The 24,219-nt window shown below is 62.1% G+C and carries 22 protein-coding genes; 14 read left to right on the top strand and 8 right to left on the bottom strand.

What is annotated here, in order from left to right:
- Positions 1–6: 6 nt before the first annotated feature.
- From kdpA to PS14A_RS17430, 5 genes are all read left to right on the top strand, one after another.
- A complete protein-coding gene (gene kdpA / locus PS14A_RS17450) occupies positions 7–1,701 on the top strand; it encodes a potassium-transporting ATPase subunit KdpA (protein WP_212616844.1) in 1,695 nt (564 codons plus the stop codon).
- 10 nt (positions 1,702–1,711) lie between these two features.
- Positions 1,712–3,769: a potassium-transporting ATPase subunit KdpB gene (gene kdpB, locus PS14A_RS17445; RefSeq protein WP_212616843.1), complete on the top strand. Its 2,058-nt coding sequence runs from the start codon at positions 1,712–1,714 to the stop codon at positions 3,767–3,769.
- Between the two features lie 312 nt (positions 3,770–4,081).
- On the top strand, positions 4,082–4,627 hold the full coding sequence (gene kdpC / locus PS14A_RS17440) for a potassium-transporting ATPase subunit KdpC (protein WP_212616842.1): 546 nt from the start codon (positions 4,082–4,084) through the stop codon (positions 4,625–4,627).
- Positions 4,628–4,759: 132 nt separating this feature from the next.
- Positions 4,760–7,411, top strand: coding sequence for a sensor histidine kinase KdpD (locus PS14A_RS17435; RefSeq protein ID WP_212616841.1), 2,652 nt, complete (start codon positions 4,760–4,762; stop codon positions 7,409–7,411).
- A gap of 48 nt (positions 7,412–7,459) precedes the next feature.
- The gene (locus PS14A_RS17430; RefSeq protein ID WP_130910104.1) at positions 7,460–8,158 is read left to right on the top strand and encodes a response regulator; all 699 of its coding nucleotides are present in this window, start codon (positions 7,460–7,462) and stop codon (positions 8,156–8,158) included.
- A gap of 124 nt (positions 8,159–8,282) precedes the next feature.
- On the opposite strand, the gene PS14A_RS17425 is transcribed toward PS14A_RS17430, so the two are convergent.
- Positions 8,283–9,320, bottom strand: a complete 1,038-nt coding sequence (locus tag PS14A_RS17425) for a patatin-like phospholipase family protein (protein WP_071173138.1) — start codon at positions 9,318–9,320, stop codon at positions 8,283–8,285.
- Positions 9,321–9,534: 214 nt separating this feature from the next.
- Between PS14A_RS17425 and PS14A_RS17420 the strand changes: the two genes are divergently transcribed.
- The 3 genes from PS14A_RS17420 (at position 9,535) to PS14A_RS17410 (ending at position 11,721) form a co-directional block, all read left to right on the top strand.
- A complete protein-coding gene (locus tag PS14A_RS17420; protein WP_016770894.1) occupies positions 9,535–9,813 on the top strand; it encodes a hypothetical protein in 279 nt (92 codons plus the stop codon).
- A gap of 111 nt (positions 9,814–9,924) precedes the next feature.
- A complete protein-coding gene (locus tag PS14A_RS17415) occupies positions 9,925–10,683 on the top strand; it encodes a CHAD domain-containing protein (RefSeq protein ID WP_122700144.1) in 759 nt (252 codons plus the stop codon).
- Positions 10,684–10,926: 243 nt separating this feature from the next.
- Positions 10,927–11,721, top strand: a complete 795-nt coding sequence (locus PS14A_RS17410) for a thioesterase family protein (protein ID WP_212616840.1) — start codon at positions 10,927–10,929, stop codon at positions 11,719–11,721.
- A 1-nt stretch (position 11,722) separates the two neighbouring features.
- Here PS14A_RS17410 and PS14A_RS17405 read toward each other — a convergent pair whose 3' ends face one another.
- The 3 genes from PS14A_RS17405 to PS14A_RS17395 all read right to left on the bottom strand — a co-directional run bounded on the left by PS14A_RS17405 (position 11,723) and on the right by PS14A_RS17395 (position 14,787).
- Complete coding sequence (locus PS14A_RS17405; RefSeq protein WP_041478386.1) at positions 11,723–12,088, bottom strand: Mpo1-like protein; 366 nt, start codon at positions 12,086–12,088, stop codon at positions 11,723–11,725.
- Between the two features lie 202 nt (positions 12,089–12,290).
- Entirely contained in the window at positions 12,291–13,772 is a 1,482-nt protein-coding gene (locus PS14A_RS17400) for a methyl-accepting chemotaxis protein (protein ID WP_212616839.1), read from the bottom strand.
- 208 nt (positions 13,773–13,980) lie between these two features.
- Positions 13,981–14,787, bottom strand: a complete 807-nt coding sequence (locus tag PS14A_RS17395) for a TatD family hydrolase (RefSeq protein WP_212616838.1) — start codon at positions 14,785–14,787, stop codon at positions 13,981–13,983.
- Between the two features lie 235 nt (positions 14,788–15,022).
- Between PS14A_RS17395 and PS14A_RS17390 the strand changes: the two genes are divergently transcribed.
- From PS14A_RS17390 to PS14A_RS17380, 3 genes are all read left to right on the top strand, one after another.
- Positions 15,023–16,444, top strand: coding sequence for a transglycosylase SLT domain-containing protein (locus PS14A_RS17390; protein WP_212616837.1), 1,422 nt, complete (start codon positions 15,023–15,025; stop codon positions 16,442–16,444).
- A 113-nt stretch (positions 16,445–16,557) separates the two neighbouring features.
- The gene (locus tag PS14A_RS17385; protein WP_039759946.1) at positions 16,558–16,992 is read left to right on the top strand and encodes a DoxX family protein; all 435 of its coding nucleotides are present in this window, start codon (positions 16,558–16,560) and stop codon (positions 16,990–16,992) included.
- 249 nt (positions 16,993–17,241) lie between these two features.
- A complete protein-coding gene (locus PS14A_RS17380) occupies positions 17,242–17,550 on the top strand; it encodes a class I SAM-dependent methyltransferase (protein ID WP_137213820.1) in 309 nt (102 codons plus the stop codon).
- Positions 17,551–17,556: 6 nt separating this feature from the next.
- Here the strand turns inward: PS14A_RS17380 and greB are convergent, their stop codons facing one another.
- Genes greB through PS14A_RS17365 form a run of 3 tightly spaced genes read right to left on the bottom strand, consistent with a single transcriptional unit; the run spans position 17,557 to position 21,276 of the window.
- The gene (gene greB / locus PS14A_RS17375) at positions 17,557–18,054 is read right to left on the bottom strand and encodes a transcription elongation factor GreB (protein ID WP_071173132.1); all 498 of its coding nucleotides are present in this window, start codon (positions 18,052–18,054) and stop codon (positions 17,557–17,559) included.
- Positions 18,055–18,088: 34 nt separating this feature from the next.
- On the bottom strand, positions 18,089–20,593 hold the full coding sequence (locus tag PS14A_RS17370; protein ID WP_212616836.1) for an ABC transporter permease: 2,505 nt from the start codon (positions 20,591–20,593) through the stop codon (positions 18,089–18,091).
- Positions 20,593–21,276 (bottom strand): ABC transporter ATP-binding protein, encoded by a 684-nt coding sequence (locus tag PS14A_RS17365; RefSeq protein WP_212616835.1) that lies wholly within the window; start codon positions 21,274–21,276, stop codon positions 20,593–20,595. Before PS14A_RS17365 ends, PS14A_RS17370 begins: the two co-directional genes overlap by 1 nt.
- Positions 21,277–21,286: 10 nt before the next feature.
- Between PS14A_RS17365 and PS14A_RS17360 the strand changes: the two genes are divergently transcribed.
- The 3 genes from PS14A_RS17360 (at position 21,287) to PS14A_RS17350 (ending at position 23,426) form a co-directional block, all read left to right on the top strand.
- Positions 21,287–21,892 carry an arylesterase gene (locus PS14A_RS17360; RefSeq protein ID WP_161984070.1) on the top strand — a complete coding sequence of 202 codons (606 nt, stop codon included), beginning with the start codon at positions 21,287–21,289 and terminating at the stop codon, positions 21,890–21,892.
- A 57-nt stretch (positions 21,893–21,949) separates the two neighbouring features.
- Positions 21,950–22,243 carry a hypothetical protein gene (locus PS14A_RS17355; protein ID WP_016770881.1) on the top strand — a complete coding sequence of 98 codons (294 nt, stop codon included), beginning with the start codon at positions 21,950–21,952 and terminating at the stop codon, positions 22,241–22,243.
- Between the two features lie 211 nt (positions 22,244–22,454).
- Positions 22,455–23,426, top strand: coding sequence for a L,D-transpeptidase family protein (locus PS14A_RS17350; protein WP_024013783.1), 972 nt, complete (start codon positions 22,455–22,457; stop codon positions 23,424–23,426).
- Between the two features lie 126 nt (positions 23,427–23,552).
- Here PS14A_RS17350 and oprI read toward each other — a convergent pair whose 3' ends face one another.
- Positions 23,553–23,804, bottom strand: a complete 252-nt coding sequence (gene oprI, locus PS14A_RS17345; RefSeq protein ID WP_003183784.1) for an outer membrane lipoprotei OprI — start codon at positions 23,802–23,804, stop codon at positions 23,553–23,555.
- Positions 23,805–24,219 lie beyond the last annotated feature (415 nt).

Below are 24,219 nucleotides of genomic sequence, written 5' to 3'. Positions count from 1 at the left end.
GCGGCTATGCACAGTTATGACTATTGGCTGATCCTCGGGTTTTTTGCGCTGTTCCTGCTGCCGGCGCCGTTCCTGGGGCGCTTCTATTACAAAGTGATGGAGGGCCAGCGCACCTGGCTGACGCCGATTCTCGGCCCGGTCGAGCGCGGTTGCTATCGTCTTGCCGGGGTCGATGCGCAGGCGGAGCAGAGCTGGCAGAAGTACACGCTGGCGCTGCTGGCGTTCAACCTTGCAGGTTTCCTGTTGCTGTTTGCGATTCTGCTGTTCCAGGATCACCTGCCGCTGAACCCGCAAAACCTGCCGGGCCAGGAATGGACCCAGGCGTTCAATACCGCGGTCAGTTTCATGACCAACACCAACTGGCAGTCTTACAGTGGCGAAGCGACCCTCAGCTATCTGAGCCAGATGGTCGGTCTCACCGTGCAGAACTTTGTCAGCGCCGCCACCGGCCTGGCCGTGCTGGTCGCGCTGTGCCGTGGCATCGGCCGTAAATCGGCGCAGACCCTCGGCAACTTCTGGGTCGACATGACCCGCGCCACCCTCTATGGCCTGCTGCCGCTGTGCCTGCTGCTGGCGCTGTATCTGGTCTGGCAGGGCGTGCCACAAACCTTCGCGCAGTATGTAAATGCCGTGACGCTGCAAGGCGTCGATCAGGTGATCCCGCTCGGCCCGGCCGCCAGCCAGATTGCGATCAAGCAACTGGGCACCAACGGTGGCGGTTTCTTCGGGGTCAACTCGGCGCATCCGTTCGAGAACCCGACCGCGTGGAGCAACCTGTTCGAAGTCGCTTCGATCATCCTGATCCCGGTGGCGCTGGTGTTCACCTTCGGCCACTACGTCAAGGACCTGCGTCAGAGCCGCGCGATCATCGCCTGCATGCTGGCGTTGTTCCTGATCGGCGGCGCGACGTCGTTGTGGGCCGAGTATCAACCGAATCCGACCCTGAACAACGCCGCTGTCGAGCAGACTGCGCCGCTGGAAGGCAAGGAAGCGCGCTTCGGTACTACCGCGACGGTGCTGTGGTCGGTGACTACCACGGCGGCATCGAACGGCTCGGTCAACGGCATGCACGACAGCCTCAACCCGCTGAGCGGCATGGTCGCGCTGGTCAACATGATGGTCGGCGAAGTGATCTTTGGCGGTGTCGGCGCCGGGCTCTACGGCATGTTGCTCAACGTGCTGATCGCGGTGTTCCTCGCCGGTCTGATGATCGGTCGTACGCCGGAATACCTCGGCAAGAAGCTTCAAGCGCGTGAGGTGCAATTGCTGGTCGTAACCTTGTTGGTGATGCCCGTCGGCGTGCTGGTGCTCGGCGCGATTGCCGCCACGGTTCCCAGCGCTGCGGCAACCATCAGCAACCCCGGCGCGCACGGTTTCAGTCAGTTGCTCTACGCCTACACCTCGGCCAGCGCCAACAACGGCTCGGCATTCGGTGGCCTCAGCGCGAACACGCCGTTCCACAACCTGATGCTCGGCCTGGGCATGTTGATCGGTCGTTTCGGTTACATCCTGCCGGTGCTGGCACTGGCCGGTAGCCTGGCGATGAAGAAAAGCGCACCGGTCGGCCAGAACAGCTTCCCGACTCACGGCCCGCTGTTCGTCACCCTGTTGACCGTGACCATTTTGCTGGTGGGCGGCCTGACGTTCTTGCCGACGCTGGCGCTCGGTCCTGTCGCCGAACATTTAAGTATGGGCTTCTAAGGAATCCATCATGAACATGCCTGCAATCAAACCCGCCGCCGTCAAAGCGCCGGAACAAGCCAAAACCGCGATCTCGGCCCTGTGGCGCCCGGCGCTGGCGCAAGCCTTCGTCAAGCTCGACCCACGGCAGCTGGCGCGTTCGCCAGTGATGCTGGTGGTCGAACTGACGGCGATTTTCACCACCGTGCTGTGCTTCCTTCCGGATGCCGACGTGCCGACCTTCGTCGCCGCGCAAATCGCTCTGTGGCTGTGGTTCACCGTGCTGTTCGCCAACTTCGCCGAGGCCCTGGCCGAAGGTCGTGGCAAGGCCCGCGCCGACAGCCTCAAGGCCGGCAGCGAAGGCCTCAGCGCCCGCTGCCGTCAGGCTGATGGCAGCTTCAGGATTGTCCCCGCCGCCAATCTGCGCAAGGGCGATGTGGTGCGAGTCGAAGCCGGGGAAATGATCCCCGGTGACGGCGAAGTCATCGAAGGTATTGCGGCGGTCAACGAAGCGGCGATCACTGGCGAATCGGCGCCGGTGATCCGTGAGTCCGGCGGCGACCGCTCGGCCGTCACCGGCAACACGCGGTTGGTCTCCGACTGGCTGCTGGTGAAGATCACCACCAACCCCGGTGAATCGACCCTCGACCGCATGATCGCCCTGGTCGAAGGCGCCAAACGCCAGAAGACCCCGAACGAAGTCGCGCTGGATATCCTGCTGATCGGCCTGACCCTGATCTTTCTGCTGGTGGTCGTCACCCTGCAACCGTTCGCGCATTTCGCCAACGGCAGCCTGCCGCTGGTGTTCCTCGTGGCGTTATTGGTCACGCTGATTCCGACGACCATCGGCGGTCTGCTGTCGGCCATCGGTATCGCCGGGATGGATCGGCTGGTGCGTCTCAACGTGATCGCCAAATCCGGTCGCGCAGTGGAAGCGGCGGGTGACGTGCACGTGCTGTTACTCGACAAGACCGGCACCATCACCTTCGGCAACCGTCGTTGCAGCGCGGTGTATGCCGCGCCGGGTGTGACCGGCCGTGAGCTGGCCGAAGGCGCGTTGTTTGCTTCGCTGGCCGACGAAACCGCTGAAGGCAAGTCGATCGTCGAGTTCCTTCGTGGCCTGCATCCGCAACCGGAGCCGGCCCCGGAAACCCTGACCGCCGTGCCGTTCAGCGCGGAAACCCGTTTGTCCGGCGTCGATTATCAGGGCCGCGTATATCGCAAAGGAGCGGTGGATTCGCTGCTGGCGTTTCTCGGTCAGCAGCGCACCGATCTGGCCCCGGCGCTGGCGCGCGAGATCGACAAGATTGCCCAGAGCGGCGGCACGCCGTTGCTGGTCTGCGCTGACGGCAGATTGCTTGGCGCGATCCATCTCAAGGACGTGGTCAAGCCAGGCATCCGCGAGCGTTTTGCCGAGTTGCGCAAACTGGGAATTCGCACGGTGATGGTCACCGGCGACAACCCGCTGACCGCTGCTGCGATCGCCGCTGAAGCGGGCGTCGACGATGTGCTCGCCGAAGCCACGCCGGAGAAGAAACTCGCGCGCATCCGTCACGAGCAGAACGACGGTCGCCTGGTCGCCATGTGCGGCGACGGCGCCAACGACGCCCCGGCGCTGGCCCAGGCAGACGTCGGCATGGCCATGAACGATGGCACGCAAGCGGCACGCGAAGCGGCGAACATGGTCGACCTCGACAGCGACCCGACCAAGCTGCTCGACGTGGTGCAGATCGGCAAGGAGTTGTTGGTGACCCGTGGCGCGCTGACGACCTTTTCCATCGCCAACGACATCGCCAAATACTTCGCGATTCTGCCGGCGCTGTTCGCCTCGATTTACCCGCAGTTGGGCGTGCTGAACATCATGCATCTGAGCAGTCCGCAGAGCGCGATTCTCTCGGCCATCGTCTTCAACGCGCTGATCATCGTTGTACTGATTCCACTGGCATTGCGCGGCGTGCGTGTGCAAGCAGCGAGTGCGGCGGCGTTGCTGCGGCGCAATCTGCTGATCTATGGCGTCGGCGGGATTGTCGTGCCGTTCGTGGGGATCAAGGTGATCGACATGCTGCTTACGGCGTTGCATCTGGTGTAAGGCTGAAAAGAGCCCCTCACCCTAACCCTCTCCCAGAGGGAGAGGGGACTGACCGAGGTGTTTGCGAGAGGTACGCCGACTTGGGATACCGAGGTGAATGCGCGATTGGAAAGCCAATCACCGTAGGGGACTGACCGAGGTGTTTGTGCGAGGCTCGCCGACCTGAAATTCCGAGCCGAACTCAGGTCTTGAACAGCATGAAGATCGGCTCCCTTTCCCACTCGCCCCCTTGGGGGAGAGGGCTGGGGTGAGGGGGAATGGATCTCCCTGACACCGCGCAAAAGTTTGTCCAACGAATTCGAGGATCTTGAAATGTCCACAATGATACGCCCGGCCCTGACCCTGTTGGCGCTGATGACCCTGATCACCGGCGTCGCCTATCCACTCGCGGTCACCGGCATCGCCCAGGTCGCTTTCCCGGCTCAGGCCAACGGCAGCCTGATCCACGACGCTGACGGCAAAGTCCGCGGCTCGTCGCTGATCGCCCAGGATTTCAGCGGCGACAGCTGGTTCCACCCACGGCCCTCCGCCGGGGCTTTTGCCACGGTCGCCAGCGGCGCCAGCAACCTCGCGCCAAGCAATCCGGCCCTGGCGACCCGCGTGATCGAAGACGCGCAAAAACAACAAGTCGCTGGGCAGGGGCCGGTGCCATTGGCCTTGCTGACCACCTCCGCCAGCGGCCTCGATCCGCACTTGCCACCGGCGGCAATTGCCTATCAACTGGCGCGTGTCGCGGCGGCGCGCAACCTGCCGGTGTCGACCTTGCAGCAATTGCTCGATAAGCACATCGAACAACCGCTGGTGGGGCCGCCGGTGGTGAATGTGCTGGAGCTGAACCTGGCACTGCAAAACCTGTAATCGGCGGCGCGGCCATTCGCGAGCAGGCTCGCTCCCACCTTTGGAATGCATATCCATGTGGGAGCGAGCCTGCTCGCGAAGGCGCCCTGACAATCACCGCATAAACATCAGAAGAAAGAGAGCATCCCCAGCATGAGCGACTCCGGCCGCGCCGACGCATTGTTAGCAGACCTGCCCCGCGATGGCCGTGGCCGGCTCAAGGTTTTCCTCGGTGCCGCCCCCGGTGTCGGCAAGACCTACGCCATGCTTCAGGCCGCGCACACGCAGCTGCGCCAAGGCGTGAAAGTCCTCGCCGGCGTGGTCGAAACCCATGGCCGTGCCGAAACCGAAGCCTTGCTCGGCGGCTTGCCGCAGCAACCGCTGGTGCGCAGCGAATACCGTGGCGTGCTGCTCGAAGAAATGGACCTCGACGGCATTCTCGCGGCGAAACCGAAGCTTGTGCTGGTGGATGAACTGGCCCACAGCAACGCCCCCGGCAGCCGTCACGCCAAGCGCTGGCAAGACATTCAGGAACTGCTCGCCGCCGGCATCGACGTGTTCACCACGGTCAACGTCCAGCACCTGGAAAGCCTGAATGATCAGGTGCGCGGCATCACTGGCGTGCAGGTGCGCGAAACCCTGCCTGACTGGGTCCTGCAGGAAGCTTTCGAGCTGCTGCTGATCGACTTGCCGCCGCGTGAATTGCTTGAGCGTCTGCGCGAAGGCAAGGTCTACGTGCCGGAACAGGCCCGCGCTGCGATCGACGCTTTTTTCACCCAGACCAATCTCACCGCCCTGCGCGAACTGGCGATGCAGACCGCTGCCGCGCAGGTCGACAACGATCTCGCCCAAGGCTATCGCCAACTCGGCCAGGCCGCGCCGGCGGTGCGCGGGCGTTTGTTGGTCGGCATCGATGGCGATGCGCAGGCCGAACGGCTGGTGCGTCACGCCAGCCGCGTCGCCCAGCGCCGGCATCTGCCGTGGAGTCTGGTGCATGTCGACAACGGCAGCGCCCGTGATGAGCAATCGCGGTTGCGCCTGCAAAGCGCCCAGCAACTGGCCGAACGCCTCGGTGGCGAGGTAGTCCTGTTGCGAGCCGGGGAAGTGGCGAAAACCCTGATTCAACACGCCGCCGAGCGCCGCGCCAGTCTGTTGCTGGTCGGCCAGTCGCGGCCACGCTTGCGCCGTCGCCTGTTCGGCGGTGGTCTGGCGGCGCGCCTGCTGCGTCAGGCTCACGGTCTGGAAATCAACGTGCTCGACAGTGACCACGAACAGCATCAACCGCGCCCGCGCACTCCAGTGACGCTGGTGTGGTTCGACTACGCGCTGGCGCTGGTCGCGACGTTGTTGGCCAGCGCGTTGGCTTGGGCGGTGTCGAGCGTGTTGCCGCTGCCGAACATCTCGCTGGTGTTTCTCGCGGCGGTGTTGCTGGTGGCGGTGCGCAGCAGCCTCGGCCCGGCGCTGGCCTGTGCGGCGCTGTCGTTTCTCACCTACGATTTTCTGTTTATCCCACCGAATTTCTCGTTCAGCATTCAGCGCGAAGAAGACGTGCTGACGCTGCTGTTCTTCCTGTTGATGGCGGCCCTCACCGGCAACCTCGCGGCGCGTCAGCGGCGGCAGTTGCAGGCGTTGCGCGATACCCAGGAAGAGACCAGCGAACTGCTCGACCTGTCGCGCAAACTCACCGCCGCGACTGATCGCCAGGCCGTGATCAGCGCCGCCGCGCAGCACCTCGAAGGCTGGAGCGATGTGCAATTGTGCCTGCTCAACCGCGACGGGCAGGGCGGCTGGAAAGTCGAAACCGGCGGGCCACTGCAATTCACCGAGGCCGAACGTGCCGCTGCCGATTGGGCCTGGCAACACGATCAACCGGCGGGCAAGGGCACCGGCACGTTGCCGCTGGGGCGTTGGTGGTGGTGGCCGTTGTCGGTCGAGGACGGGCCACTGGCATTGCTCGGTGTTTGCGCCAAGGAAGGCCAGAGCTTGAGCGGTCAGCGCCGACGTTTGCTCACCGCGCTGAGCCAGCCGCTGGCGCAAGCCCTGGCCCGCGCGCAATTGGCCGATGACCTCGAAGCGGCGCGTCTGCACGGCGAAACCGAACAGTTGCGCAGCGCCTTGCTGGCTTCGGTGTCCCACGATTTGCGCACGCCGCTGACGGCCATGCGCGGCAGCATCGACAGCCTGTTGGCCCTCGGCGAAGCGATTCCGCTGGAGGATCGCCGCGAGCTGCTCGAAGGCACCCGCGACGAAGCCGAACGCCTCGACCGCTACATTCAGAACCTGCTCGACATGACTCGCCTCGGCCACGGCGCCTTGAAGCTGGCGCGGGACTGGGTATCGCCGGCCGATATCGTCGGCAGTTCGCTCAATCGCCTGCGCGCCGTGCTGGCGCCGCTGCAGGTCAGCACCGAAGTGCCGGCCGAGCTGCCGTTGCTCTATGTGCACGCGGCGTTGATCGAGCAGGCGCTGGTCAACGTGCTGGAAAACGCCGCGCGATTTTCGCCCAGCCACGGTCGCCTGCAATTGCGTGCCGGCGCCGATGAGCAGGAGATTTTCTTTGCGGTCAGCGATGAAGGCCCGGGGATTCCCGAAGAGGACCGAGCGAAGATTTTCGACATGTTCTACACCGCCGCGCGCGGTGATCGCGGCGGGCAGGGCACGGGGCTGGGGCTGGCGATCTGTCAGGGCATGGTCGGCGCACACGGCGGGCGTATTTCCGTGGCTGACGGCATCGACGGGCGCGGCACCTGCATTACCTTGCACTTGCCGTTGCAGGCGCAGCCGGGGATGGACGGTGAAGCTTGAAGTCGACTGCGCTACTCTCTTGCCACTCTTTTGTGTTGATGTGAATTCATGAGCCAGACCGCGACCATTTTGGTCATCGACGACGAACCGCAGATCCGCAAATTCCTGCGCATCAGCCTCGCTTCACAAGGCTACAAAGTGCTTGAAGCCGGCACCGGCGCTGAAGGCCTGGCACAAGCCGCGCTGAGCAAACCGGACCTGGTGGTGCTCGACCTCGGGTTGCCGGACATGGACGGTCAGCAGGTCCTGCGCGAGTTGCGCGAGTGGGCGAGCACGCCAGTGCTGGTGCTATCGGTGCGCGCCAGTGAAGGGCAGAAGGTCGAAGCGCTGGATGGCGGCGCCAATGACTACGTGACCAAACCGTTCGGCATTCAGGAATTTCTCGCCCGGGTCCGCGCGTTGTTGCGTCAGGCACCGGCGGGCGAGGCGCAGCCAGCGGCGCTGAGTTTCGGCCCGTTGACCGTGGATCTGGCCTATCGGCGCGTGCTGCTCGACGGCGCCGAAGTCGCCCTGACCCGCAAGGAGTATGCGGTGCTCGCGCAACTGGCGCGGCATCCGGGGCGGGTGATCACCCAGCAGCAGTTGCTCAAGGATATCTGGGGACCGACGCACACCGAGGACAGTCATTACCTGCGCATCGTGGTCGGGCACCTGCGGCAGAAACTGGCGGATGACCCGACCCGGCCACGGTTCATCGTGACTGAGGCGGGGGTTGGGTATCGGTTGTTGAGTGAGAACAGCCTGTAGCTTTGTAGTGGCCGATCCGGCGCCTTCGCGAGCAAGCTCGCTCCCACATTTGGAATGCATTCCCCTGTGGGAGCGAGCTTGCTCGCGAAGGGGCCAGAATAAACACTGAAGGACTTTCAGGATTTCAACCCTGCTCCTGCTCATACCGATCCAGCGTATCACTGGCAATCTGTCTGCCCAGCGCGATCAACTCCGGCGCCTTGTAGAACTCAAAAAATCGGCACACCCGCTTCGGCACGTTGATCAGGATGTCCGGCGGATACCCGGCGATCTTGTACTGTGCCAGTGAGGTCTGCATCACCTCGAAACTCTGGTTGATCAGATCCAGCAACGACGCTGGCCCGACGTTATCGATGATGAACGAGCCGGTGGCGGATTTCGGTGCGCCTTCACGTTCCGGAGCGGCGGCCGGTTGCTGGCTTTCCGGTTCGACGCCTTCGAGCCACGGATTGATCTCCGCTGCCTCGGCGCGCAGGGCTTCCTGCTCCAGCTTCAACAATTGCTCGGCCTGTTTACGGCGGAATGGCAACTTCGAACCCATGGATTTGATCAGACTGTCGAAGCGCGAACGGAACGCCGCTGGCCGCTCGATCACCGGCAATTTGTACTGCCGCTGATTGGTGGCGTTGAGGTTGACCGCGATGATCAGGTCGCAGTGGCTCGACACCACCGGAACGATCGGCAACGGATTGAGAATGCCGCCGTCGACCAGCATGCGGTTGCCCTGCATCACTGGGGTAAACAGGCTGGGAATCGCCGCCGAGGCGCGCATGGCCTGGTGCAGGCAGCCCTCCTGAAACCAGATTTCCTGCTGATTGGTCAGGTCGGCGGCGACGGCGGTGTAGGGGATGCGCAGGTCTTCGATGTTGATCTCGCCGACGATCTTGCGGATCTGCCCGAAGACCTTTTCACCGCGAATCGCGCCGAGACGGAAACTCACATCGACCAGGCGCAGCACATCGAGGTAATCAAGGCTTTCGATCCAGCGCCGGTACTCATCCAGTTTGCCGGCGGCATAGATCCCGCCGACCACCGCGCCCATCGAACAACCGGCAATGCAGGCGATGTCGTAGCCGCGTTTTTCAATTTCTTCGATAACGCCGATATGGGCATAGCCCCGGGCGCCACCGGAGCCCAGCACCAGTGCGACACGCTTTTTCATCAAACTTCCTCCCGACAAGCCTGCACAATGCACGCATCGGCCAAGCGGCTCAATCGCCAAGGTCGTTGCGCGAAGCGGTGACGTCGTTTTTCGCTCGCGACGCACGCTTGCGCGCTATGCTCTGCGCCACGTGGTTTGACCTGTCTGCGAGGCACTTTTTCGCCGCTTGGCCGTCTTACCTGCACGACTGTTGACCTACCTTGAGGTGTGAGTGATGAAAGCCTGGATCTGTGTACCGTTGATGGCTCTGGTTCTGGCCGGTTGTGCCGGCAAAACCGCGTACCGCGACAGCTGCGGCAGCCAACTCGACGCGGCCTGGCACGAACTGGACCTGGCCAAGGCTGAAGGCTTCGCCGGCACCGTCAGCTATTCCAAAGCGCTGTCGCTGCTGACCGCCGCCAAGACCCAGCAACAATTCGAAGGCTTTGAAGGCTGCAGCAAGAAAGCCGAGAAAGCCCGCTTCTACATTCGCGAGTCCCGCGCAGGAAGATAAAGATCAGCTGCAAGTTTCAAGCTGCAAGCGGCAAGCGGCAAGCTTTGAAGCAACGCGTTCAACTTGAAGCTTGTAGCTAGAAGCTTGCAGCTGCCTACGGAGTAGACCCCCATGATCGATCGCTTGGTGGCTCATGTGTTGAGCCTGGATGTGCGGCTGCTGGCATGTCAGGCGCGCTTGACTGCGCGCACTGATCCGGAGGCGTTGCATGATTTGCGCACTACGGTGCGGCGCTTGCGCAGTCTGTTGCGGCCGTTGCGCGGCTTGCCGGGTGTCGAGCAACTCGAGGCGGCGGCTTCGGCGGTGGGCGATCTGACCACACCGTGGCGTGACCGTGAAGTGCTCGCGGCGTATCTGCTCGAGCATGATCAACCCGAGGCTGCGCAGCGGCGTCTGGCGCAAATGGCCGAGGCGTATCCGGCGCTGGCGGCGAGTGCGGAACTGGCTTCGTTGCTGATGATTCTCGACGCCTTTCCACGCTTTTTGCGCGCGTCCCAGCGCCAGGGTCTGCTCAAGGATCTGGATAAACGCATCGAAAAACGCCTCGGCAAACAGTGGCAAAAACTCGACGCGGCGCTGCACGATCCCGCCCATGACCGCCATCGTCTGCGCCTGCTGATCAAGCGCGTGCGCTATGGCATCGAAGCCTATCCCGAGCTGGATCGCTTGCCGAAACCGGCTTACAAACGCCTGAAATCGGCGCAAGGCGCACTGGGCGATTGGCACGATTGCTGGCAATGGCTGGCCCGCGCCGAGCAGGAAGCCGATCTGCAACCGTGCGTGGCGACTTGGCAGGCGGGGTTGATCAAGGCAGAGCTGAAGGCCGATCAAGTGCTGGAGAAGCTCAGCGCTACGTGTTTCAAATCCTGATATCGCCACGTCCTCCTGTAGGAGCTGTCGAGTGAAACGAGGCTGCGATCTTTTGATCTTGTTTTTTTAGATCAAGATCAAAGATCGCAGCCTCGTTTCACTCGACAGCTCCTACAAGGGTTTGTGGCGAAATTGAAACGCGCCAAGGCCTATCTGTCAGCGCATTTGACCGGAATAGACGCTGCGCCGCCGTCCTTGGCTGGTTAAGATCCCTGCATTCCTTTTTCGCTTTCCGAGGTTGCCATGCGCTTTTGCGATCTGCTCGATGCTGTCCGCCAACGACCTGAAGTGATCATCCCCGCCGAATGGGGGCAGGGCCGCGCCAGTTTTGGCGGGCTGGTGGCTGCGCTGCAATTTGAAGCCATGCGCGCCAGGGTGCCGACGGAGCGCCCGGTGCGTTCGCTGGCGATTACCTTTGTCGGCCCGGTCGAGCCGGAAGTGCCGGTGACTTTCGAAGTCGATGTGCTGCGTGAAGGCAAAGCGGTCAGCCAGGTGTTGGGCCGCGCCATGCAGAATGGTCAGGTGGTGACGATCATTCAGGGCAGCTTCGGTGCCTCGCGGCCTTCGGAAGTCGCCGTCGAAGCCTACCCGGCGCCAACCATGAAACACTGGGACGAATGTCAGGAGCTGCCTTACATCAAAGGCGTGACCCCGGAATTCATGCGCCATCTGGCTATGCGCTGGAGCGTCGGCGGTATTCCGTTCTCCAACACGCCATCGCGCTTGATGGGCGGCTGGGTGCGGTTGCGTGGGGATGTCAAAGAGGAGCCGGTCAACGAGGCGCATCTGCTGGCGCTGGTGGATGCCTGGCCGCCGGCGCTGTTGCCGTATCTGAAGAAACCGGCGCCGGGTAGCACGCTGACCTGGACCATCGAATTCGTGCAGCCGTTACACGACTTGAGCACGCTGGACTGGTGCCAATACCTGGCCGATATCGAATACGCGGCCGACGGCTACGGGCATGTCGCCGCGAAGCTGTGGAGCGCGAAGGGAGAGTTGATTGCCATGAGTCGGCAGACCGTGACGATCTTCGCCTGACTCAATGCCGACGGTGGCGCTCACGCCAGGCGCGCCACCAGCCACCGCTGAGAAAGAACCGCGGAAAGGTCAGAAACTGCTCGACCAGCAAACGTGACACGGCATCTTTGCGATCACTGAACGGTTCGGAGGCTTGCGCCTCCAGGCCGTGGCCGTGGCGCTGCAGACCCAGCGCCGCGACAATCCCGATCACGCCGATGGCGACGCTGGCCAGACTCAGGCTGAACACCCCCGACACGATCAGCAGAAACGCCACGATGAACAGCGGCACGGCAATCAGATGCAGGACCAGATTGGTCGGGTGCTGATGATTGCCCGGGTACGCGCGCCATTGCCACGCGGGAAGGTTGGGGTGACGTTTGCCCATGTTTGCTACTCCTCGATCCATGTTGAACACATGCTTGAAGAATAGGCCCGGGCGCGGAGGGCGGCGAATCAAGGTTGGCTATTGAAGTGATAGCCGTCATCGCAGGATTCGATGTAGGTGCCTCTGACGCCTTCGCGAGCAGGCTCGCTCCCACATTGATTCAATGGTGCATGTGGGAGCGAGCCTGCTCGCGAAAGCGGACTCACAATTTCAACTGACCTATCGCCTTGTTCAACGCCCCGGCCAACGTCGCCAACTCACTACTCGTCGTCGCCGAATCCACCGTCTGCTGCACGGTGTTCTCGGTCACATCACGAATACTCACCACCGCCCGGTTCATCTCCTCGGCAACCTGACTCTGCTGTTCCGCCGCGACGGCAATCTGCGTGTTGCTTTCGCGCATCTGCGCCACCGCTCCGGTGATTTCCGCCAGCGCCGCGCCAGCCTCCTGGGCCTGCTGCACGCAGTCGTCGGCCTTGTATGAACTCTCCTGCATGAAATCCACCGCATCGCGGGTGCCGGCCTGCAACGCGGCGATCATGCCGGTGATCTCGTCAGTCGACGCCTGCACGCGTTTGGCGAGATTGCGCACTTCATCGGCGACCACGGCAAAGCCGCGCCCCATCTCCCCGGCGCGGGCCGCTTCGATCGCCGCATTCAGCGCGAGCAGATTGGTCTGTTCGGCAATGCTGTGAATCACGCTGACCACGCCGTTGATCTTCTGGCTGTCCTCGGCCAGGCGTTGAATCATTTCTGCTGTCTGCTGCACGCCGCTGGACAACCCGGCAATCGACTGCTGCACCCGCGCCACCACTTGCTGACCGCTGCCGGCGAGGCCATCGGCGGTTTTCGACAGGTCACGAGTAGCGCCGGCGTGTTGCGCGATGTGATAAACGGTGGCGGTCATTTCGTTGATCGCGGTGGCGGCCTGATCGGTTTCGCTTTGCTGGCCGAGCATGCCGTGGCGCACATCGTTCATGCTCGAGGCCAGCCGCGCAGCGCCGTCATCCAGTTGTCGCGCGGTGCTGGCAACGGTGGTCACGACGCGTTGATAACCGGCCTGCATGGCGTTGAAGGCATTGGCCATCTGGCCGACTTCGTCCTTGCCCACCAGCGGCACACGAGCCGAAAGATCGCCGGTTTTTTCAACGTGCAGCATCACGTCTTTCAACGTGTTCAGCTGGCTGAGCAAAAAGCGGATCAACAATTGCGAGGCACCGAGCATCGCCAGCATCAGGACGAAGACCGCCAGCGCATAGTTGGCGAAACGCTCGCTGAACACCTGACTCAGGCTCGGGGCATAGGCGATGACCGCTACTTGTTCGCCGTCGGCACGGCTGAACACTTCGGCGCCCATCAACGGGCTGTCGCCGAACAGCGGCATTTCATTGATGGCGTTCCAGCCGTTGCTGCCGCTGATTTCCAGCAGCGGTTGATCATTGAGACGCGGCGCTTCACCGCGCTTGAAGGTCAACACTTGCGCGGATTTGGGCAACGGTTGCCCGGGCGGCCAGGCCTTGAGCAACTGCGCCTGCGCCTGCGCGGAAGCCTGCGCGGCTTCGTTGCGGGCCTGTTGTTCAAGATGTACGGCGTACAGCACGAGCAGCAGGGTGGTGACAAAGGCGACCGCGTTGACCGCCCAGAATTTGTATTTCAGCGAGATGTTGCTAAGCCAGGCACCCATGGAGGTCTTCTCTGATAGCGGAAACAGTTTTTGGCAAGGTGCCATTATTGTGCCGCTATGCAGATTCGGGAGTTTTGATATGAATCAACGGATGCCGAGATCTATTGTGGGAGCGAGCCTGCTCGCGAAAGCGCTGCGTCATTCAGCCCATTTGTAGCTGATCCAACGCCTTCGCGAGCAGGCTCGCTCCCACAGGGGACGTGTGCAGTCAGGGGAGAATGGGGAGATTAAAAAACGCCCGGGCACACGCGGTAGTATGCGCGGCCAGCGCTTCCTCGGTTTCGCCGCGATGCAACGCCACCTCGCGCAACACTTCGGTCAGATACGCTGGTTCGTTGCGCCCGTTTTTCGGCTTCGGCCGCAACGTGCGCGGCAGCAGATACGGTGCGTCGCTTTCCAGCATCAGCCGTCCCGCTTTGATCTCTTTGACCAGCGGATGCAGATGCGTGCCCCGGCGTTCGTCGCAGATCCAGCCGGTGATGCCGATGTGCAGATCCAGATCGAGGTAGCTGAACAAGGCCTTTTGCTCGCCAGTGAAGCAGTGCACCACCGCCGCCGGCAGTTGATCGCGGAAGTCCTTGAGGATCTCCAGCAGGCGCTGGCTGGCATCGCGCTCGTGCAGGAACACCGGCAATTGCAACTCGACGGCCAGCGCCAGATGTTCTTCGAGAACCTTTTCCTGTTGCGGGCGCGGGGAGAAATCGCGGTTGAAATCCAGCCCGCATTCGCCCACCGCGACGACGTTGGATTCGTTCAACAGACTGCGCAAGCGGCGCGGGCTGTCAGCGTTCCAGTCGCTGGCCGAATGCGGGTGAATACCGGCGGTGGCGAACAGCCTTTGGCCGCTTTCATCCAGTTGCCGGCACAGTTCCAGCGCCTGCTCGCTGCCCTCGACGCTGGTGCCCGTCAGCACCAGTTGGCAGACGCCGGCGGCGTAGGCGCGGTCGAGCACGGCCTGATGTTTGTCGGCGAAACTGGGGTTGGTCAGGTTGACGCCGATATCGATGAGTTGCATGGTGCTACCTCGGGCCGAAGGCCGGAAAGCATATCAGAGCTGTAGATTTATAAGAAAAGCCAAGAACTACAAAGACTTATGGCTGTCTGTTGAGGCCGCGAAGGACTCCGGGGTGGCGACAAGGCCATCACTGTGCCAGTCTCTCGCACTTTATCAGCGCTCAAAGCGCTCTGTTTTCGTCGGTGATGTCGTCTCTTTTGCGACGCAATCGCCCCGTATTCTTTTCGGAGAGTGGATGCATCGTCCCTCGGTTCTGCTGCTGTTGTGTGCTGCGTTGCTGCTGCCGATGACGGCGGTCGCACGCCTGCCCGGGCCGCTGCAAACCGTGCCGGCGAGCAAGGTTCGCGACCTCTCGGACATTCGCAGCAGCCGCGTGCTGCGCGTGCTGGTCAATCAGAGCCGCAACAGCTCCGGCGAAGTCCAGGGCCAGGCCATTGGTGTCGAGTACCACCGACTGCGCGCCTTCGAGCAATACCTCAACGGCCATGCCCGTGATGGCCAGGACGTTACCCTCAAAATCATTCCCAAAGCCAAGGATCAATTGCTCGGCGCCTTGCAGCGTGGCGAAGGCGATATGGTCGCGCCCGGTGAATTGCTCGATCTGCCCTCGGGCTACGCGGTCGCCAGCAGCGAACCGATCGCCAGCAACGTGCCGCTGGTGCTCGTCGGCATCAAGGGCCAGCGCCGTTACACCAAGGTCGAGCAACTGTCCGGCAAGACCCTGGCCTTGCCCACCGGCAGTGCGGCGGGGGAGGTGGTCAGCCTGCTCAACCAGAAACTGGCGCTGCACAAACTGGCGCCGATCAATATCGAATGGGTAGATCCGACGCTGGCAGTCGAAGACGTGCTGGAGATGGTCCAGGGCGGGATTTTTCACCTGACCATCGTCGAGCAACCGATTGCCGAGCGTTGGGGCAAGATCCTGCCGAAGCTGCGCCTCGATCGGCAACTGAGCCTCGGCGAGCCGGGCGAGGAGCATTGGTTCGTGCGTCGCGATGCGTCGATGTTGCGCGCGAGCATCGATCGCTTCCTCACCGGTTACAAGAAACCGTCGGACGAAGACGCGGCGTTTCTGCGTATCTATCGACGCCTGTATCAAGTACACAATCCGCTGGCCAAGGCCGATCGCCAGCGTCTGGAAAAACTCCGTCCGACCCTGCAGAAACATGCCGACGCGCAGAACATGGACTGGCTCAATCTGGCGGCGCTGGCGTTCAAGGAGTCGCGTCTGCAGCCCAACGCCCGCAGCGGCAGCGGCCCGACCGGGCTGATGCAGATCACCCCGTCCGCCGCGCAGCGGGTCGGCGTGAGCAATATCCAGAATCTCGATGCGAATGTGCAGGCCGGCGCCAAGTACCTGGCGATGATCCGCCGCAAGTTCTTCAGCAGCCCGAAACTCAACGAGCGTGAGCGCATGGCGTTCACCCTCGCCGCGTACAACATCGGCCCCGAGCGCGTGCAGGGCATGCGCGCCGAAGCCCGCCGCCGCGGCCTCAATCCCAACCAGTGGTTCTTCCAGGTCGAGCGCATTGCCATGGAGCAGGTGGGGATGGGCGCCGTCAGCTATGTTAATAGCGTGAACAAGTATTACCTGGCATTCGACCGGGAGCGTGAGTCGCTCGAGCCCCGGCAGCAGAAAGTGGTCACACGGAAATAATCTAAGAATTCGATTGTTATGGCGAAATTTTTGCGCTTTAAACATGAAATAAACTGATTAATATGGCGACCAACCCAAACACACAAACACTTCTGCACAACAAGGAATGCACCATGAGCTCTCTGATCAACAAGGTTCTGTTCACCCGCGCCGGTTACGGCCTGACTGTCCTGCGCATTGCTGTCGGCGTGATCTTCGCCGCCCACGGTTCGCAGAAACTCTTTGGTCTGTTCGGTGGTTACGGCCTGGCCGGCACTGCGCAATGGATGGAAAGCATCGGCCTGACCCCGGGCTATCTGATGGCCTCGCTGGCCGGCGGTACCGAGTTCTTCGCCGGTCTGGCGCTGATCATCGGCCTGCTGGTACGCCCGGCGGCACTGGGTCTGGCGTTCCTCTCGCTGGTGGCGATCTTCTCGGTGCACATCGGCAACGGTCTGTTCATGGCCAACAACGGTTATGAGTTTGCTCTGGCTCTGCTGGCCGGCAGCATCGCGGTACTGATCGAAGGTGCCGGCAAGCTCTCGGCGGATCGCGCCATCGCCGGTTGAAGGCTCTGGCTCAAGGCAAAGGCCCGCATTGTGCGGGCCTTTTTTTGTTGCGGGGGATTCTTGACACTGGTCGGTCACGTTCTCTAGGATGTTGCCCATGCGCCGATTTAAACAGCTACTTGCGGGGCGCCAGGTGACTTCTACAGTTACCGTCAGAAGCCGGAACAGGGCTTCGAAATACCGCTAAAGCGCTGGTTCGGTGTTGCCTCTCACCTGCCATGCAGACTTTTGAGGCAGAGACACGACACGATGAACGCACTACGCCCTCCAGCACGTCCCGCGCCGATCACGGCACATGTCACCCAGCGCAACCCGAAAATCCTTCTTGGCGGTAAACACCAGCCGACGCTGTTGCGTTATCTCGATGGCTGGCCACGTCGCAGCGGCGGTCCTGCCGCGTTCCTGATCCAGTTTGTCGATGACGGCGAGTCGCTGGCGCGTTTCGCTACGGACAGCTTCGATCTGGCGGTGATTCAGGCGCCGAGCGCAGAAGATGCGGCGGAAATGATCAAGCAACTCACCCGCGTTGCGCGGCAGGGCCTGATCACTCGGCGCTGATTGGTCTTACGGATATTCAATCGCAACGATGTAAACGAACTGCTCGCCGGTCGGCGTCTGCACCCGCACTTCCGCGTCGAGTGCCTTGCCGATCAGCGCGCGGGCCAGCGGCGAGTCGATGCTTATCAAACCCTGTTTGAGGTCCAGTTCATCGGGGCCGACGATGCGGTAGCGCGATTGCTTGCCGTCTTCGTCTTCGATGGTCACCCAGGCGCCGAAATAGACCTTGTTCGGATCGCTGGGTTTTTCGCTGACCACCTTGAGCGCTTCCAGGCGTTTGGTGAGAAAGCGCACGCGGCTGTCGATTTCCCGCAGCATCTTTTTCCCGTAGGTGTACTCGGCGTTTTCCGAACGATCACCTTGCGCTGCCGCTTCACTCACCGCCTGGGTGACCTGCGGGCGTCGCACATGCCACAACTCATGGAATTCGGCGCGCATCCGCGCTTCACCCTCGGGGGTGATCAGCGCGGTGCCGGCGGTGCGGGGAGGGCGATAACGGCTCATGGCGACTTCTTGTGATTAAGACGGCTTGAGTCTATCAACCCTCGCGCAACACTGTCAGCGGGCTGGCGTTCAGCGCCCGGCGAGTGCCGAACACACCGGCGCCACCAATCAGCACGGCGCCAATCAGCGGCAGCACCAGCAGCCATGGATGCGGATGCCATGGCAGATCAAAAGCGAAGCGGTACAGCACCAGACTGACCACCTCCGAACCGATCGCCGCGAGCAAGCCGCTTACCGCGCCCAACAAGCCGAATTCGATGCGCCGCGCCTTGATCAGCAACTGCCGCTCGGCACCCAGCGCACGCAACAGCGCCCCTTGGCGAATGCGTTCATCCAGTGTCGCTTGCAGACCGGAGAACAGCACCGCCATCCCCGCAGCCAGAACAAACAACAACACATATTCCACCGCCAGGGTGACCTGAGCGAGGATGCTGCGCAGCTGTTCGAGCAACGCTTCGACCTGCAGGATGGTCACCGCCGGGAAGGTCCGCGACAGCTCGACAATCTGCTGATCATGCCCAGGGGCCAAATAGAAACTGGTCAGGTAGGTCGCCGGCAGATCCTTCAAGGTGCCAGGCTGGAAGATCATGAAGAAGTTCGGCTGGAAGTTGTCCCAGTTGATCTCGCGCAGGCTGGTGACCTTCGCTTCCCGATTGACCCCGCCAACGCTGAACACCATGTGATCGCCGAGTTTGAGTTTCAGGCTTTCGGCCACCTTGCCTTCCACCGAAACCCCCGGCACATCATCAGACGGCTGGCCGCTCCACCACGAGCCGGCGGTGAGCTTGTTGCCGGCCGGCAGATCCGCCGCCCAGGTCAGGCTCAAGTCACGCTGGATGGCGCGATCACCGGCCGAGTCCTTGCTGACGATTTGCTGCACCGCTTCGCCATTGATGCTGATCAGTCGTCCTGGCACCACCGGATACAACGGCGCCGCTTGCGCGGACACCTTGATCAGGTGATCGGCGAAAGCCTGTTTGTCCGCCGGGAGAATATTCAGCGCGAAATAGTTCGGCGCGTTTTTCGGTAGCTGGTTTTGCCAGGTGTCGAGCAGTTCGCCGCGCAGCAGTGCGATCAGCGCCATCGACAACAGGATCAGACCGAACGCCAGCGACTGCCCGGCTGCCGCCAATGGATGCCGCAACAACTGGCCAAGACCCAGGCGCCACGGCAACGAGGCGCGGGCGAGCATGCGGCGCAGGCTTTGCAGCAGCAACAGCAGCAGGCCGCCCAGCACCAGCGCGGCGACCACGCCGCCGCCGAGCAGGGCGAAGGTCAGCAGCAGGTCGAGGCTCAGACGCCACATGATCAGGCCCAGCGCACCCAGCGCCGCACCGTAGACCATCCACGTACTCGAGGGGATCGGCAGCATGTCGCGGCGCAACACCCGCAGCGGCGGCACGCGACCCAGTGCAGCCAATGGCGGCAAGGCAAAACCGGCAAGCGCCACCAGCCCGGTGCCAATTCCGGCCATCGCTGGAAACAGGCCACCCGGCGGCACATCGCTCGGCAGTAAATCATGCAACAGTGCGAACAGCCCCAGTTGCGCCAGCCAGCCGAGCAGCGCGCCACTGATGGCGGCAATCAGGCCGAGCACGGTCAGTTGCAGGCTGAACAGCACCATGGTTTCTCGGCGCGACAAGCCGAGGCAGCGCAGCAAGGCACTGGCATCGAAACGCCGACTGGCGAAACGGTTGGCCGACAACGCCACTGCTACCCCGGCCAACAACACCGCAACCAGGCTGGCCATATTCAGATAACGCTCAGCCTTGCCCAGCGCACCGCCGATTTGCCGGTTACCGTCACGGGCATCCTGGATTCGCTGATTGGCAGCGAGGCCTGGTTTGATCAATTCACGATAGGTTTCCAGCGTCTGCGGTTCGCCGCGCCAGAGCTCGCGGTAACTCACCCGGCTGCCGGGTTGCACCACGCCGGTGGCGGTGAGGTCGTCAAGATTGATCAGCACCCGTGGCGTCAGGCTGTAGAAGTTGCCAGCGCGATCCGGCTCGTAGGTCAGCACGCGGGTCAGCTTCAAGGTCTTCATGCCGACGTCGATGCTGTCGCCGATCTTCAGATCCAGCGCGGTCAACAGGCGCGCCTCGACCCAGGCTTCACCGGGTTGCGGTTCGCCGCCGACTTCTTCCAGGGCAAAGGGTGCGGGCGCGCTCTTCAGCTCGCCGCGCAGTGGATAGGCGCGGTCGACGGCTTTGATGCTCGACAGCTGAATGCCGTTATCGGTGGCAATGACGCTGGAAAACTCCACCACTTGCGCATGATTCAGGCGCAGTTCGGTGCCGCTGCGGATTTGCTCCTCGCGGGCCGGCGAGCTGCCTTCCAGCACCAGATCGGCACCGAGAAACTCGGTAGCGCGCAGCATCATCGCGCCGTTGAGGCGGGCGCCGAAGTAGCCGATCGCGGTGCTCGCCGCGACGGCCACCACCAGCGCAAAGAACAACACGCGCAACTCACCGGCGCGGGCATCGCGCATGAGCTGGCGCAGGGCAAGACTGAACAGACGCAACAGCGGCAGACGTGCCATCAAGGCTCCAGAGGGGCGACCAGCAGCCCGGCTTCAAGACGGATCAGGCGCCGGCAGCGATGGGCCAGGCGTTCGTCGTGGGTCACCAGCACCAGGGTGGTGCCGCGTTCCATGTTCAATTCGAACAGCAAGTCGCTGATGCGCTCGCCGGTGTGGCTGTCGAGGTTGCCGGTCGGCTCGTCGGCGAACAGCACGTCTGGTTCGGCAGCGAAGGCGCGGGCGATGGCTACGCGCTGCTGTTCACCGCCGGAGAGCTGGCGCGGCGAGTGGGTCAGGCGCTGGCCGAGGCCGACGCGCTGAAGCAATTGCGTGGCGCGCTCGCGGGCATCTTTGCGGCCGTCGAGCTCAAGCGGCAGCATGACGTTCTCCAGCGCATTGAGGCTGTCGAGCAACTGAAATGACTGGAAGACAAACCCGACGTGCTCGGCACGGATTCGTGCGCGCTGGTCTTCGTCGAGATTGCTCAGGCCCTGGCCGGCGAGGGTGACTTCGCCGCTGCTCGGCAGGTCGAGGCCGGCGAGCAGGCCGAGGAGGGTGGATTTGCCGGAACCGGACGCGCCGACGATAGCCAGGCTGTCGCCCTTGTTCAGTTCCAGGCTGAGTTCGTGCAGGATAGTCAGTTCACCTTCCGCGCTAGGGACCACTTTGCTGAGGTTCTTCGCGGTGAGAATGCTTGCGCCCATGGAGAATCCGATGCGTGTATGGTTTTTGAGTGCTGGCCTGGCCTTGATGTGCATGGCCCAGAACGCAGCGGCGGGTACTGTCCTGATCGTTGGCGATAGTATCAGCGCCGGTTTCGGCCTGGATACCCGTCTGGGGTGGGTCTCGCTGCTCGAGCAGCGGCTCAAACAGGAGGGTTTCGACGATAAAGTTGTCAATGCCTCGATCAGCGGCGACACCAGTGCCGGAGGCCAGGCGCGGCTGCCGGCGCTGCTTGCAGAGCATAAGCCGGAGCTGGTAATCCTTGAGTTGGGTGGCAACGACGGCCTGCGCGGGATGCCGCCAACGCAATTGCAACAAAATCTTGCCTCGATGATCGACAGCTCGCGGCAGAGCGGCGCGAAAGTGCTGCTGCTCGGCATGCAGTTGCCACCCAATTATGGCAAGCGCTACACCGATTCGTTCGCCGAGGTTTACGGCAAGCTCGCCGAAGAGAAAAACATCCCGTTGGTGCCGTTTTTTCTCGAAGGTGTCGGTGGGCACCCGGACCTGATGCAAGCCGACGGTCTACACCCGGCCGCCGGGGCTCAGGGCAAGTTGCTGGAAAATGTCTGGCCGACGCTAAAACCGCTGTTATGAGGCTTTTCTAGTGGCAGGCTTTCGGCTAATGTGGCGCCCCCTAATTTGGAGCCCCCGATGCCGCGTCCTGCCTGGTCCCTGTTTGCCTACCAACTGATCGAGCCTGACGAGCAGCTGGATCTGTTCGCCTGCCAGGAAGTGCGGGTGCATCTGGTGACGCGGCAGCTGGAACTCGGTGGCTCGGCCGATCGCACGCTGTGCGGCACTCTGCTGCCGGCGCAACCGCGCTGGTCGAATGTTGATCGGCGGGTGTTCCAGGATCAGCGTCTGTGCTCGCTGTGCCGGGCGATTCTTGAATCGCAGAAACGCGGTACGTCGCCGATCTGGCCCGAGCTGCGATTCGAGCTCTGAGCGCTCAAGATCAAAGTGTGGGAGCGAGCCTGCTCGCGAGAGGGTTTCATCAATCGACATTTATGGTCGCTGACACACTGCTTTCGCGAGCAGGCTCGCTCCCACCTTGAAAGCACTCTGTCGCCTGCAACTGCGTGGCCTCCCGAATCCCCAGGCCGCGGTGTACAATCGCGGCCTTATACCCTTGATGATCATGCGAAGGATTTTCCGGATGTTGCCGCGCTTTCCTGCCGTCACCCGCTGCCTGTCACTTGCCGCCCTGTGTGTGGCTGGTCCCGTTGCTGCATTGGAGCTTCCCCTGCCACCACCCGGCGAGGACATCGTCGGCCAGGTGCAGGTGATCAAAGCCAAGTACGAAGACACCTTCGCCGACCTGGGCACCACCTACGATCTGGGCTATTCGGAAATGGTTGCGGCCAACCCGGGCATCGATGCCTGGCTGCCGGGCGCCGGTACCGAGATCGTCCTGCCGACGCGTTTCATCCTGCCGCCGGGCCCGCGTGAAGGCATCGTCATCAACCTCGCCGAATACCGTCTCTATTACTATCCGAAAGGCCGCGACGTGGTGTACACGTTCCCGCTGGGTATCGGCCGCGAAGGCTGGGGCTCGCCGATCGCGCACACCTCGATCATCGCCAAGACACCGAACCCGACGTGGACGCCTCCGGCTTCGATCAAGGCCGAACACGCTGCTGACGGTGATCCGCTGCCGAATGTGGTGCCGGCCGGTCCTGATAACCCGCTGGGGCCGTTCAAGTTCACCCTCGGCACACCGGGCTACCTGATCCACGGTTCGAACAAGAAGTTCGGCATCGGCATGCGCACCAGCCACGGCTGCTTCCGCATGTTCAACAACAACGTGCTGGAAATGGCCGGCATGGTCCCGGTCGGCACCTCGGTGCGCATCATCAACGACCCGTACAAGTTCGGTCGCAGTGGCGGCAAGGTCTATCTGGAAGCGCACACGCCGCTCGACGACAAGGGCAACCCGTCGGTGGTCGACAAGCACACCGCGGTGATCAACGCGATGCTCAAGCGTGAAGACATCACCAGCAACCTGCGCATGAACTGGGATGTGGTGCGTGATGTGGTTGCGGCCGAAGACGGCCTGCCGGTTGAGATCGCCGTGCCGAATACCTCGGCGCCAATGGTCAGCAGTGCACCGATCGATCTGCAGCAATAAGCATTGATCGGAAACCCGCCGAGGCGTGCAGCGTCGGTGGGTTTTTTATTGCCCGGAGAAAAGCACCGGGCACAAAAAAGCCGACCCGGAAAACCGGATCGGCTCGATAACAATCCCGAGGGATTATTACTTGCGGCTAGCTTTTTCCAGCATGCGCAGAGCACGCTCGTTAGCTTCGTCAGCAGTCTGTTGTGCTTTTTGAGCAGCAGCCAGAGCTTCATCAGCTTTACGGTAAGCTTCGTCTGCACGAGCCTGGGAGCGAGCAGCTGCGTCTTCAGTAGCGGTCAGACGTGCTTCGGTTTCTTTCGATGCGCTGCTGCAACCGGTAGCCAGAACTGCGGCCAGAGCCAGAGCAGAGAATTTCAGAACGTTGTTCATCGTGTTCCCCTTCAAGGACTTTCAAATTAAGTGGCTGTCTCCTCACGATTGAGGAAATAGCCGGCGTACATACTACCCATTACTTGTAGTAAGTAAACTGACGTAGCGCAAGAAGCAAAAAAAATTGTAGGCGTTGATTCTTTTTCGAGCAACTTTTAACTGCGCTGTATAAAAAATATCCAGCTGCAAGCCCCGGCGTGAGCGACTCAAACGGAAAAAGTTCCCACCGTCGCATGCTGTTTTTGCGACTTCGGCTAAAGTCTTTCTAAATGAATTCGTCCACACTTTTGTTCAGGTTCTGCGAAGCGCTTCGCGTATCTTTGTTGATGTTCAGGTGACTTTAAAAAAGCTTGCACGTCTTAAGTCTCAACATTCCGGCAATGTTCAGGCAAGCGGCGCGCAAAGAGGGTCTGCG

The organism is Pseudomonas sp. 14A (assembly GCF_018132745.1).
Classification (GTDB): Bacteria; Pseudomonadota; Gammaproteobacteria; order Pseudomonadales; family Pseudomonadaceae; genus Aquipseudomonas; species Aquipseudomonas mercuritolerans.
This window is presented reverse-complemented; position numbering and strand designations above follow the sequence as displayed.

Excerpts from the sequence above, each read along its gene's own strand:
- PS14A_RS17350 (WP_024013783.1), top strand. The coding sequence starts at position 22,455 with ATGTTGCCGCGCTTTCCTGCCGTCACCCGCTGCCTGTCACTTGCCGCC.
- PS14A_RS17430 (WP_130910104.1), top strand. The coding sequence starts at position 7,460 with ATGAGCCAGACCGCGACCATTTTGGTCATCGACGACGAACCGCAGATC.
- PS14A_RS17365 (WP_212616835.1), bottom strand. The coding sequence starts at position 21,276 with ATGGGCGCAAGCATTCTCACCGCGAAGAACCTCAGCAAAGTGGTCCCT.
- PS14A_RS17380 (WP_137213820.1), top strand. The coding sequence starts at position 17,242 with ATGAACGCACTACGCCCTCCAGCACGTCCCGCGCCGATCACGGCACAT.
- kdpB (WP_212616843.1), top strand. The coding sequence starts at position 1,712 with ATGAACATGCCTGCAATCAAACCCGCCGCCGTCAAAGCGCCGGAACAA.
- PS14A_RS17410 (WP_212616840.1), top strand. The coding sequence starts at position 10,927 with ATGCGCTTTTGCGATCTGCTCGATGCTGTCCGCCAACGACCTGAAGTG.
- PS14A_RS17400 (WP_212616839.1), bottom strand. The coding sequence starts at position 13,772 with ATGGGTGCCTGGCTTAGCAACATCTCGCTGAAATACAAATTCTGGGCG.
- greB (WP_071173132.1), bottom strand. The coding sequence starts at position 18,054 with ATGAGCCGTTATCGCCCTCCCCGCACCGCCGGCACCGCGCTGATCACC.
- PS14A_RS17370 (WP_212616836.1), bottom strand. The coding sequence starts at position 20,593 with ATGGCACGTCTGCCGCTGTTGCGTCTGTTCAGTCTTGCCCTGCGCCAG.
- kdpC (WP_212616842.1), top strand. The coding sequence starts at position 4,082 with ATGTCCACAATGATACGCCCGGCCCTGACCCTGTTGGCGCTGATGACC.
- PS14A_RS17425 (WP_071173138.1), bottom strand. The coding sequence starts at position 9,320 with ATGAAAAAGCGTGTCGCACTGGTGCTGGGCTCCGGTGGCGCCCGGGGC.
- PS14A_RS17385 (WP_039759946.1), top strand. The coding sequence starts at position 16,558 with ATGAGCTCTCTGATCAACAAGGTTCTGTTCACCCGCGCCGGTTACGGC.
- kdpA (WP_212616844.1), top strand. The coding sequence starts at position 7 with ATGCACAGTTATGACTATTGGCTGATCCTCGGGTTTTTTGCGCTGTTC.
- PS14A_RS17390 (WP_212616837.1), top strand. The coding sequence starts at position 15,023 with ATGCATCGTCCCTCGGTTCTGCTGCTGTTGTGTGCTGCGTTGCTGCTG.
- PS14A_RS17405 (WP_041478386.1), bottom strand. The coding sequence starts at position 12,088 with ATGGGCAAACGTCACCCCAACCTTCCCGCGTGGCAATGGCGCGCGTAC.
- oprI (WP_003183784.1), bottom strand. The coding sequence starts at position 23,804 with ATGAACAACGTTCTGAAATTCTCTGCTCTGGCTCTGGCCGCAGTTCTG.
- PS14A_RS17435 (WP_212616841.1), top strand. The coding sequence starts at position 4,760 with ATGAGCGACTCCGGCCGCGCCGACGCATTGTTAGCAGACCTGCCCCGC.
- PS14A_RS17395 (WP_212616838.1), bottom strand. The coding sequence starts at position 14,787 with ATGCAACTCATCGATATCGGCGTCAACCTGACCAACCCCAGTTTCGCC.
- PS14A_RS17360 (WP_161984070.1), top strand. The coding sequence starts at position 21,287 with ATGCGTGTATGGTTTTTGAGTGCTGGCCTGGCCTTGATGTGCATGGCC.
- PS14A_RS17420 (WP_016770894.1), top strand. The coding sequence starts at position 9,535 with ATGAAAGCCTGGATCTGTGTACCGTTGATGGCTCTGGTTCTGGCCGGT.
- PS14A_RS17415 (WP_122700144.1), top strand. The coding sequence starts at position 9,925 with ATGATCGATCGCTTGGTGGCTCATGTGTTGAGCCTGGATGTGCGGCTG.
- PS14A_RS17355 (WP_016770881.1), top strand. The coding sequence starts at position 21,950 with ATGCCGCGTCCTGCCTGGTCCCTGTTTGCCTACCAACTGATCGAGCCT.